This is a genomic window from Nocardia sp. NPDC058497 (assembly GCF_042720195.1).
GTDB lineage: Bacteria > Actinomycetota > Actinomycetes > Mycobacteriales > Mycobacteriaceae > Nocardia.
This window is the reverse complement of sequence record NZ_JBHXMY010000190.1, coordinates 1-10,141: the sequence shown is the minus strand read 5'-3', so window position 1 is coordinate 10,141 and position 10,141 is coordinate 1. Positions and strand designations below refer to the sequence as shown.

Annotated in this window: 8 protein-coding genes; 2 read left to right on the top strand and 6 right to left on the bottom strand. The window is 69.3% G+C overall.

Annotated features, from left to right (window positions below; all coding sequences use genetic code 11):
• Positions 1-405: 405 nt before the first annotated feature.
• The 4 genes from ACFWPJ_RS15200 to ACFWPJ_RS15185 all read right to left on the bottom strand — a co-directional run bounded on the left by ACFWPJ_RS15200 (position 406) and on the right by ACFWPJ_RS15185 (position 2,848).
• Positions 406-669, bottom strand: a complete 264-nt coding sequence (locus ACFWPJ_RS15200; RefSeq protein WP_378851546.1) for a type II toxin-antitoxin system Phd/YefM family antitoxin — start codon at positions 667-669, stop codon at positions 406-408.
• 78 nt (positions 670-747) lie between these two features.
• Positions 748-1,512, bottom strand: a complete 765-nt coding sequence (locus tag ACFWPJ_RS15195) for an AIM24 family protein (protein ID WP_189031493.1) — start codon at positions 1,510-1,512, stop codon at positions 748-750.
• 4 nt (positions 1,513-1,516) lie between these two features.
• Positions 1,517-2,215 carry an AIM24 family protein gene (locus ACFWPJ_RS15190; protein ID WP_378851543.1) on the bottom strand — a complete coding sequence of 233 codons (699 nt, stop codon included), beginning with the start codon at positions 2,213-2,215 and terminating at the stop codon, positions 1,517-1,519.
• A gap of 9 nt (positions 2,216-2,224) precedes the next feature.
• The gene (locus ACFWPJ_RS15185) at positions 2,225-2,848 is read right to left on the bottom strand and encodes an AIM24 family protein (protein WP_378851541.1); all 624 of its coding nucleotides are present in this window, start codon (positions 2,846-2,848) and stop codon (positions 2,225-2,227) included.
• A 167-nt stretch (positions 2,849-3,015) separates the two neighbouring features.
• Here ACFWPJ_RS15185 and ACFWPJ_RS15180 point away from each other — a divergent pair, with 167 nt between their 5' ends.
• The gene (locus ACFWPJ_RS15180; protein ID WP_378851538.1) at positions 3,016-4,377 is read left to right on the top strand and encodes a TerD family protein; all 1,362 of its coding nucleotides are present in this window, start codon (positions 3,016-3,018) and stop codon (positions 4,375-4,377) included.
• 30 nt (positions 4,378-4,407) lie between these two features.
• Positions 4,408-5,928, top strand: coding sequence for a TerD family protein (locus ACFWPJ_RS15175; RefSeq protein ID WP_378851535.1), 1,521 nt, complete (start codon positions 4,408-4,410; stop codon positions 5,926-5,928).
• 3 nt (positions 5,929-5,931) lie between these two features.
• Here the strand turns inward: ACFWPJ_RS15175 and ACFWPJ_RS15170 are convergent, their stop codons facing one another.
• Together ACFWPJ_RS15170 and ACFWPJ_RS15165 are read right to left on the bottom strand one after the other, a co-directional pair.
• Positions 5,932-7,671 (bottom strand): glycosyltransferase family 87 protein, encoded by a 1,740-nt coding sequence (locus ACFWPJ_RS15170; protein ID WP_378851532.1) that lies wholly within the window; start codon positions 7,669-7,671, stop codon positions 5,932-5,934.
• Positions 7,672-7,692: 21 nt separating this feature from the next.
• Positions 7,693-10,141, bottom strand: a 2,449-nt coding sequence (locus ACFWPJ_RS15165; protein WP_378851529.1) for a transglycosylase domain-containing protein, incomplete at its 5' end; no start/stop codon positions are given.

Here is a 10,141-nt window from a genome sequence, read left to right as displayed (position 1 = left end):
GCATGTCCGCAGAACTATCGGCGACGTCGAAACAGGCCTGGGGCTGTTTCGACGTCCGCCTGTGCGGCGGACACGCGCACAGCATTCACTAGTCGCCCCATCGGTCCCGACTGCCACCGATCGGCGCGAAAGTGAACGCACAGCGCGGTGGTGGGCGACGAGCGCAGAGGTCGGTGCGCTACTCGAGGCGTGTGCCCCTCGGGGCTTGCCCGATCGGCCGAACCCGGGCGAGTAGTTGTGCGTGACGCATCGTGGTTTGCTCGGCCGCCCCGCCGGCTCATCGTCGTCGTATGGCACTCGGTCGATGGGTGTGGGTACGCCCAGGTGGGAATCGGCGATATCGCCGACGGTGTCGGCGTCGGCCTGTGCGCTGTACCGGCACTTCTCCGGTTCCGGCGTCGAGGATCAGAGGTCGGCCCAAGGGTCCTTCGTGCCATTGGCGACCATCGCGAGGGCAGCGGCGATATCCGCCGCGAAGTCGTCGTCGAAGGGTGGAGCGTCGGAGACTTCCAGCGCACGCCGTAGCGCCACGCCGGTTCTAGTCGTCGGCGGCGAGACGGTCACCACTGTGCGGCCGTGGCGGACGATATGGATCGTCTCACCATGCTCGGCACGGCTCAGCACAGCGGAGAAGTTGCGAGACGCCTCGGCGGCCGACATCGTGGTCATGAATTCATGATGATCTGAATTGGCCCGACTTTGCCAGGTTGGATCGGCTGTCGATGCGCGGCCTGGCAAGCGCTCTGCTCAGTAGTGCTGTTGCTGACCCGCGAGCTGCTGCTGGACGACGCCTTGGATCCGTTGCAATCCGCCCACGGTGATGCCGCTCTGCAGCTGGCCCTCGATGGTCCTGACCAGCGCGTTGTCGCTCATGACCTTCTCCGAGGACTGGATCAGCACGGTGCCCGCTCCGGTGAAGTCGAACTGGCGTTCCTCGCCCGAGTTGGCGCCCATCCTGGCCGCACCGGCCGCCAGGAAGCTGCCGATCCAGCCCTGGTCGTAGTGGTGGCTGGGGGAGGGGCAGTCGGCCCAGCCGACCAGTGCTTCGGGGTCGACGCGCAGTGGGGGCTCGGCGAACATGACCGGGCCGTTGGAGGAGGCCAGGAACTTGCCGGTGCCGATCAGGGTGAGGAAGCCGGGCACGATCGACTGCTTGAGCGCCAGGCCCGGCTCGAAGGCGAGCAGGTTGGCGCCGCGGATGGTGAGGTTGCCGTCCTCGAGATCGTAGGAATTGATGTCGTAGCCGCGGTCGCCGATGATCAGCTTGCCGTGGCCCTCGGCCACCACGTATTCGCCGGCGAACAGCGGCGCCGAGAACTGGCTGCTCACCATGTGCATGAGGTTGCCCTGCAGGCCGTGGGTGAGCATCTGGAACTGGATCTGGCCGTAGTAGGCGATCATCGCGCCCTTGCGCATGAACCACGGGCCGGTCAGGTCGATGCAGTAGGCGTAGCTGTTGCCCGGGATGTTGTCGCTGGCACCGAGATTCATCGGGGAGAGGATTTGGCTCATCGACTCACAACTTCTCTTCTGAGGCCTGCACGTACACGACACCTTGCCCGTGGCAATGCAATTGCATCGCCTCGCCCGCGCCACGGCCGACCGCGTCGCGCCAGCTCATCGCCGCCTTGAGTTCGGTCTGCACATTGCCGTAGGCGGCGACGAACGCCTGCGGATCGACGACCACCGGATTCGGTCCGCCCACTTGCAGTTCCAGGAAACCGCCGTGGGCCAGCAGCACCGCGGAACCCTGCCCGCTGAGCTGGGTGGTGAACATGCCCTGGCCGGTAGCGACACCGGCGGCCGCGCCACGCAGCGCGCCCATCAGACCGCCACCACCGCCGCCACCACCGGAACTCGCCACCGAGACAACCGAGGCCTGCAGACCCGCGGAGTTGGCCAGCAGTCGCGAGGCCTCGGCGCGCAGCACCGCGCCCTGCTGCATCTGCACGACGTGCACCTCGAGCCCGGCGAATCCGTAATGGACGACGCCGTTTCCGCGCGCCAGCATGGTGCGCTCGTGCTCGCCCGCCATCATGGCGCCCGCCATCCGCATCAGCCCGCCACCGCCCATCCCGGGCCCTGCGCCGGGAATCTGGTGCGGCGCGAACGCGACCTGCCCCTGGTAGAACAACATCGCGCCGGTCCGGGCGACGACGCCGCCCGCCTGCCCGACATCGACCTTGACGACCTTGCTGTTGACCTTCTCGAACATCGCCGTCCCCTACCGTTCCGCCGGCTGGATCAGCACGACACCCTGGCCGTCCCACTTCAGTGAGAACGCCTCACCCGCGTCCTGGCCGACCATCGTGCGCCAGGAGACGTCGGTGACGAAGGACTGGTTGAGGTTGCCGCGGGCCGCGACGAACGCGTCCGGATCCACGATCAGCGGATACTGCGGCGAGACCTCGAGATGGATCAGCGGACCACCCGCCGACAGCAGCGCCACCTGACCCTGCCCGCTGACGGTGGTGGTGAACAGGCCGCTCCCCGCCGACATGCCGCCGACGCCGGCGAACCGCACATCGGTGCGCAGATTGCCCGCGAAGGCGAGCAACTGCTGCGACTCGACCTGCAGCGTCTCGTTGTTCAGGTCGACAACGGTGACGTTCTGGCCGTTCACGGCGAAGAACACGCGACCGTTGCCGGTGCATTCCATCAGCGACAGCTTCTCGCCGGTGGCGCGGCGCTTGAGGCCGGACAGCACGCCCTCGCCGCCGCCGAACCCGGCCGATTTGAACTGCACATTGCCTTCGTAGGCGACCATCGAGCCGGAGATCGCGCGGATACTCGTCCCCGCGAGATGGGCCTCGATCACCTTCTTCGATTGTTCGAACAGCTGCGCCATAACGGCCCTGGAGTCCCCTCTGGACAGGCGGGTGGAATGCCCGATACCTACTGCGTGGTCACCCTAACCGATCGATCGGGTACACGCGGTGGCTGTGGAGCGCGGACGCTCGCGCTCGCTTTCTCGTAGAGTGGCAGGCGACCGCACCGACAAGCGAAGGGTCGAACTTGTCTGCAACACTCGCCAAGGGCCAGAACGGTCCACTGGCCGTCAGTGACGTGGTGATCTCGCTCCAGCTCACGGCACCGGCCGATCTGTCCGCTCTGCTCGTGACCGAGCAGGGCAAGGTCCGCACCGATGCCGATTTCGTCTTCTACAACCAGCCGAGTGGGCCCGGCGTCGATCTGCGCCCCGGGCCCGCGGGCCAGCCTGCGTCCCTGGCGGTTTCGCTGCCCGCGGTACCCGGCGACATCGACCAGATCCGCGCGGTGATCACCCTCGACGACGCGACGAGCAACTTCGGCCGGTCCGCCCCGCCCACCGCGATCGTCTCCGACGCCGCCGGTAATCGGCTGTTCGAGTACCGGATCGACGGGCTCAACGCGGAGTCGATCGTGATCGCGCTCGAGTTGTACCGCCGTCAGGGCAGCTGGAAGGTGCGCGCCGTCGGTCAGGGTTATGCCGGTGGTTTCGCCGCGCTGGTCACCGATCACGGTGTGCAGGTGGACGATTCGCCCGCACCCGCCACCGCTCAGCAGGCCGCCCCGCCGCAGCCCGCGCCGCAGCAGGCGCCGCCCGCGTACCCGGCGCAGTCCGCGCCGAGCTACCCGCAGCAGCCCGCGCCCGCCTACGCCCCGCCCGGCGGTGGCTACCCGCCGCCCCCCGGCCCGGCCCAGCAGCCGCCCGCCGCCGGTTACCCGCCGCCGCCCGGCCCCGGCCCCGGTTACCCGCCGCCCACGCAGGCCGCCCCGCCGCAGCCCGCCGGTGAGGTCAGCCTGAGCAAGGATCGCCCGGTCAGCCTGCAGAAGGGTCAGCGGGTCACCCTGCGCAAGGAGGGCGGCGCCGCGCTCACCTTCGTCAAGATGGGCCTGGGCTGGGACCCGGTGCGCACCCGCGGCATGTTCGGCAACCGCACGGTCGACATCGACCTGGACGCCTCGGTCTGCCTGTTCGCCGACCAGAATCTCGTCGACGTCGCCTACTACGGCCAGCTGTCGTCCAAGGACGGTTCGGTGCGCCACCAGGGCGACAACCTGACCGGCGAGGGCGAGGGCGACGACGAGATGATCCTGGTGGATCTGACCAGGATCCCCGCGCACATCTCCACGCTGCTGTTCGTCGTCACCTCCTACAAGGGGCACACCTTCGAGCAGGTGCAGAACGCGTTCTGCCGCTTGATCGATGGCACGACCAACGGCGAACTCGCGCGCTACACCCTCGCGGGCGGCATGCCGTTCACGGCGATGGCGATGGCCAAGGTGTACCGGGTCGGTGCCGACTGGAAGATGCAGGCGCTGGGCGAGGGTTTCCAGGCCAAGCATCCCGGTGAGGCCGTGCCGCAGCTGGGCCGGTTCCTCGGCAAGGACTAGGCGAGTACGAACAAGAGCAAGGCAGACAACGTGATTCACCTGAAGGCGGGCCAGAACACCGCGCTGACCGCCGGCACCGTGCGTTTCACCGCGCACACCGCGGGCACCGTCGATCTCGGCGCGCTGGTGGTCGGCGAGGATCTGCGGGTACGCGACGAGCATGACCATGTGTGCGCGTCGCGGCCCGCCGCTCCCGGCGTCACCTTCGCCGGTGGCGCGGTGGATATCGCACTGCCACAGGTCAGGTCGGACGCGCATGCCGTGCTCCTGTTCGTCACCGCCGGGCACGTGCTAGGCACCGTCACCGCGACGCTGGCCGAGAACGGCACGCCCACAGCCGAGTTCGTGATCTCGCCCACCGCGGGCGAGAGCGCGCTGATCTGCTTCGAGGTCTACCGCCGCGGTGGCGTCTGGAAGCTGCGCGCGCTCGGCCAGGGGTACGACCGCGGGGCGGCGCAGCTGCTGCCTGCCCACGGCGTGCCCGCCACCGCGACACCGCAGGCCGCCGCGCCGACCGAGACGGCCGAGCGGCCCGCCGGTGCGCCGGGCATCCCGCTCGAGGTCGACCACGGTCTGCAGCGGATGTGGATGATCTTCGAGGACGCGGCCCGTTCCGCGGCCGCACTGGTCTCGGCCCGCGACTACGCCGCCAAACGACTGGATCAGGAACTCTCCGACGCGGTCTCGAACCCGGCGACCCGCAACACCCCGGCCGCCGACGCGGCCCGCGCCGAGGCGCACCGCAGGCACGACGAGCTGGTCGGCATCGCCGATTCGGACCATCGGCGCGACAGCGACCACCTCGGTCGCGAGATCGCCGAGGCCGACTCCGTCATGCCCGCCGCGCTCGCCTCCTGGCTCGCGCCTGCCTGGACCACGAAAGCCGCACGCAGCGACGGCATCCGGCTCGGCGAGCTGTACGCGCACGACCGCGGTGAGCTCAGGGTGCCGTATTGCGTTCCGGTGCCACTGAATCGGCCGCTGTGGGTCGACACCGAGTCAAGCGGAGGCGCGTCCCGCGTGGTCGGCGCACTCGTGGCCCGGCTGGTCGCCGCGCTGCCGGACAAGCCGACCCGGGTCGACCTGATCGACCTCACCGGTGGCCTGCGCGGGCTCGCCGCTCCGCTCGCCCCGCTGCTCGCGGGTCCGGTGATCGTCGACCATGCCGATATCCCGGCGCGCCTCGGCGCACTGGCGCACGCGGCCGATCTCGCCGAAATCGCTTACAGCAGTGGGCAAGCCGTGCCGCCGTCCGAGCACCGGATCCTGGTCGCGGCCGACTTCCCGCACGGTTACCAGGCCTCCGATGTGGTGCACCTGGCTCAGCTGATGGTGCGCGGCGATCTGATCGGCCTGTCGCTGGTGATCGTCGGCAGCGGCGGCGTCGACTTCGGTGACGGTCCGCTGTCGCTGCTGTCGCAGTCGTGCAGGCACCTGCCCACCATGCCCGGCACCCCGCTGTTCGACCCGTGGACCGGCAACGCCTGGGAACTCGACCTCGACATGCTCCCGGCCGAACCCGAGCTCCAGGCCCGCTACCTGCGGCTGTAGCGCTCAGTCCACCATCGACGCGGGCCGCGCACTGGTGCAGGCCTGCCGGGGGCGCAGGAATTGCGGCAGCCACGGCAGCAGCGGGTCGGGTGCGCGGTCGAGGATTCCGCCCGCCGGATCGTCGACGTAGTCGCGGCGCACGAGATCGTCCTGGGGACGCAGGATCTCGTGGATGATCAGGGCGCACAGGCCGAGGACGGCGAGGTCGCGCAGCACGACGGTGCCGGTGAACCACTGTTCGGGCAGGCCCTTGGCGTCCTCGCCGAGGTAGTAGTACATGCGCGGTACCCAGACCAGCGCGTCGATCGTCATCCAGGCCAGCAGGATTCGCCGATGCGGCAGCGCGAGCACCGCCAGCGGCACCAGCCACAGCGAGTACTGCGGGCTCCACACCTTGTTCGTCAGCAGGAACGCGGCGACGACCAGGAAGCACAGCTGCGCCACCCGTGGGCGCCGCGCCGCGGTCAGCGCCAGATAGGCGATGCCGGCGCAGGCAGTCAGGAACAGCAGCAGCGAGACGGTGTTCAGCACGGTCGGCGGCTGGCCGTGTTCGAGCGGCCCGTCGAAACCGCCCCACTCGGTGAACGAGGTGATCACGTTGTAGATCGAGTCCGGATCGGCGTGCCGGGTGGTGTTGAGCCGGAAGAACTCTCGCCAGCCGTCGGGGTAGAGCACGGCGATCGGCAGGTTCACCGCGATCCAGGTGCCCGCCGCGGCGAGCACGGTGAGGGTGGCCGCGCCGAGCGGGCGCAGCGCGAAGAACTGTGTCCTGACGGGGGTTTCGCGCAGCCAGGTGCGGGCGGCGTCGAGGCTGTCGACATCACGCAACCGCAGACCCGCCAGCGCGGCGGGTAGTCGCTGCATCGGATCGGCGCGCAGGCACAGCACCAGGATCGGCCCGAGCAGCAGCAGCGGATACAACTTCGCGGCACCGCCGAGACCGAGCAGCACACCGGCGAGCACCGGCTTGCGCCGTGCCCAGGCAAGCAGGCCGGTGGCCGCGAAAGCCGTTGCCAGCGCGTCGAAATTGGTGAACGCGTGCACGATCACCAAGGGCGACACCGCGATCAGCGCCGCATCCCAAACGCGCCGCCCGGCTAGTCGCGAGGACGCCCACACGGTGATCAGCCAGCCCATCGCCAGACCGAGCGCGACGACATTGAAATACACCACCACCGACAGCGCGCCGGGCAACGGCAGGTGATCCCAGACATTGCCGATCTGCATCGCCGCGTACTGGTACAGGCCCGAAAGCACCGGATACTCCATGTATCTGGTCTCGGTGCCGCCGTCGGGGGTCGACTCGGTCCAGGACTTCTTGTACGGGAACGCGCCCTCGTTGAGCCGTTCAGCGCCGTAGAGCGGGACCGTGTCGGAGTAGCACATGGCCACGTACTGGCGGCCGTTGTTCCAGTCCAGCATGAGACCGCCCGCGCCGTCGCCGGTCTGCTGGATGCAGCCCGCCTTCGCGAACCAGCCGAGCGCGAGAAACACCACGGTGAAGGCGAACATCACCCGCAGCGGCGTCCAGAACCGCACCCGGCCGATCAGCGCGTGCTCGCCGACCGGGCCGCCGATCACCGTCGACAGCTGCGCGGTCAGCGAATCGTTGCGGCTCGGCTTATCTCGCGCATCGATCGAGCGCAGGTCCGGGGCCGGCTGGGCGGGCGCGACGTACTGCACTCCGCGGCCCGGCCGGGTACCACTCGACGCCGGCTGGTCCGCGAGTTGCTGATCGGTCACGACATCCGAGGCTACCGGTGGCTACCGGGATCTGGTCGGCGTGGTTCCCCCGCCACTCTCGTTGTCGTTGTCCGCACCGCCCGTGCCGGGCCTCGTGCGGTTGCCGTTGCCGTTGCTGTTGGTCGGCGGCGAACCGTCCGCGGGCGCGGTCGGCTGACCCGGCAGCGGGCCGGTCGTCGTCTCCGGCGTCTGCTGCGACGGCTGCTGTCCGGCGGGCTGCTGCACGCCGGGCACCGGAATCCGGATGCCGGGCAGGATCTCGACCTGCGAGGGCACGATCACCGGCGGCGCGATCACCGGCGCGGTGGTGGACGGTGCCGTGTAGGGCGCCGACCACTCCGGCACACCGGCCTGGCCCTTGATCGGGGCGGGCTTGGGGAACGACTCGTTCGACGTGCCGGACAGCGCGCCGTCCATCGTCGCCTTCCAGATGTCGGACGGCAGACCGGAACCGTAGATGCTGCCGCCGCCGTAGTTGCGCAGCGGATCACCCTGCTCGGTACCGACCCACACCGCGGTCGACAGCGACGGGGTGTAGCCGACCATCCAGGCGTCACGGTTGTTGCCGGTGTCGCCGAGCTGGTGGGTACCGGTCTTGGACGCCGACTCCCGGCCACCGGCCAGGTTGTGGTTGCGCGAGTACGCCGCGATCGGCTTCATCGCCGCGGTGACGTTGTCGGCCACCGCCGCGCTCACCCGCTGCTCACCGGCGGGCTCGCCGCGATCGAGCAGCACCTGACCGTCGGCGGTCACGACCCGCTGCACGAAGTGCGGTGCGTGGTACATGCCCGAAGCGGCCAGCGTGGCGTAGGCCGAGGCCATGTCCAGGGGACGCGACTGGTACTGGCCGAGGATGATGCCGTTGTTCGGGCCTGCGCCGTTCGGCTCGGTCAGCGTCTCGCCGATCCCGGGCAGCTCCTCGGGAATGCCGAGCTTGTAGGCCATCGCCCGGACCTTCTCCGGGCCGTTCTGCATGTCCAACTGCATGCGGTAGAAGCTGGTGTTCAGCGAGCGCTTGAGTGCCTCCGCGATGGTGCACATGCCACATTGCTCGCCTTCGACATTGCCGATCTGAATGCCGTTGACGGTGATCGGCGAGCTGTCGTACAGCTGCGAGAGCGGGATACCCAGCTCGAGGTTCGCGGCGAGGCCGATCACCTTGAACGACGAGCCCGTCGGCAGGCCGGCGTTGGCGAAGTCGAAGCCCTGGCCGTCCTCACCGCCGTAGTAGGCGCGCACCGCGCCGGTGCGCGGGTCGATCGAGACCACCGCGGTCCGCAGGTTCTCCGGTTCGCCCTCCAGCTTGGAGCGGGCGGCGTTGACCGCGGCCTCCTGCGCCTGCGGATCGATCGTCGTGGTGATCTGCAGGCCCTCGGTGTTGAGCTGCTGCTCGCTGATGCCCGCCGAGGACAGCTCCTTGAGCACCTGGTTCTTCACCAGGCCGCCCGGGCCCTCGTCCTGGTTGTTCTCGCCGAGCGAGTCCAGGGAGACCACCTGCGGGTACTGCATCGACGACCGCTCGGCCGTCGGCAGGTTACCCTCGGCGACCATGCCGTCGAGCACGTAGTTCCAGCGCGTCCTCGCGCCGTCGGGGTTCTTCTCCGGATCGAGCAGCGAGGGCAGCTGGATGGTCGCGGCGAGCACCGCGCCCTCGGCCACGGTCAGCTCCTGCACCGGCTTACCGAAGTACGACTTGGCCGCGGCATCGATGCCGTACGCGCCACGACCGAAGTAGATCGTGTTCAGGTAGGCGGCGAGGATGTCCTCCTTGCTCCACTGGCGGGCCATCTTGGCCGAGATCACCAGTTCCTTCATCTTGCGCTGCATCGAGCGCTCGTCACCGACCAGCGCGTTCTTCACGTACTGCTGGGTGATCGTGGAGCCACCACCGGCGCTTTCCTTGCCGAGGATGTTGTCGCGGGCCGCGCGCGCGAAGCCCGACACCGAGAAGCCGGGGTTGGTGTAGAAGTCGCGGTCCTCGGCGGCGATCACGGCATTGCGCACGTGCGGCGGGATCTGATCGATCGAGACCTCGGTGCGGTTGCCCTGTGGCGGGACCACCCGGCTGATCTCGGTGGTGCCGTCGCTGGCGAAGATCGTCGCGACCTGGTTGGTCTCCAGGTCACCCGGTTTCGGCACCGAGACCGCCGTGTAGGCGACCAGGAACACCGCGCTCGGCACGACGATGGCCAGGGCCATCAGCACGTACATCGTCCGGCGAATGGCCCGCCACGGCATCTTCCTCACCGAACCACCCTTACCGGAGCCGTCGTCACCGCCGCCACCGTCGCGGCGGTTACGCGGTCCGATGGGCGGCGGTGTGCCGCCAGTTCCGGTGGCCCTGCGCTCACCGGTGGTCGGACCGCCGGGACGGCGACCGGCGCCAGGGCGCGCGGTCGCGGCCGACGGACCGGTCCTGGGACGGTTCACGTCGTCGGCGCCGCGGACTGGCCTGGCCGCATCGGGGTGG

What these genes read in the sequence shown, in the direction of transcription:
- ACFWPJ_RS15195 (WP_189031493.1), bottom strand. Translation starts at nt 1,512, where the DNA reads ATGAGCCAAATCCTCTCCCCGATGAATCTCGGTGCCAGCGACAACATC.
- ACFWPJ_RS15185 (WP_378851541.1), bottom strand. Translation starts at nt 2,848, where the DNA reads ATGGCGCAGCTGTTCGAACAATCGAAGAAGGTGATCGAGGCCCATCTC.
- ACFWPJ_RS15200 (WP_378851546.1), bottom strand. Translation starts at nt 669, where the DNA reads ATGACCACGATGTCGGCCGCCGAGGCGTCTCGCAACTTCTCCGCTGTG.
- ACFWPJ_RS15190 (WP_378851543.1), bottom strand. Translation starts at nt 2,215, where the DNA reads ATGTTCGAGAAGGTCAACAGCAAGGTCGTCAAGGTCGATGTCGGGCAG.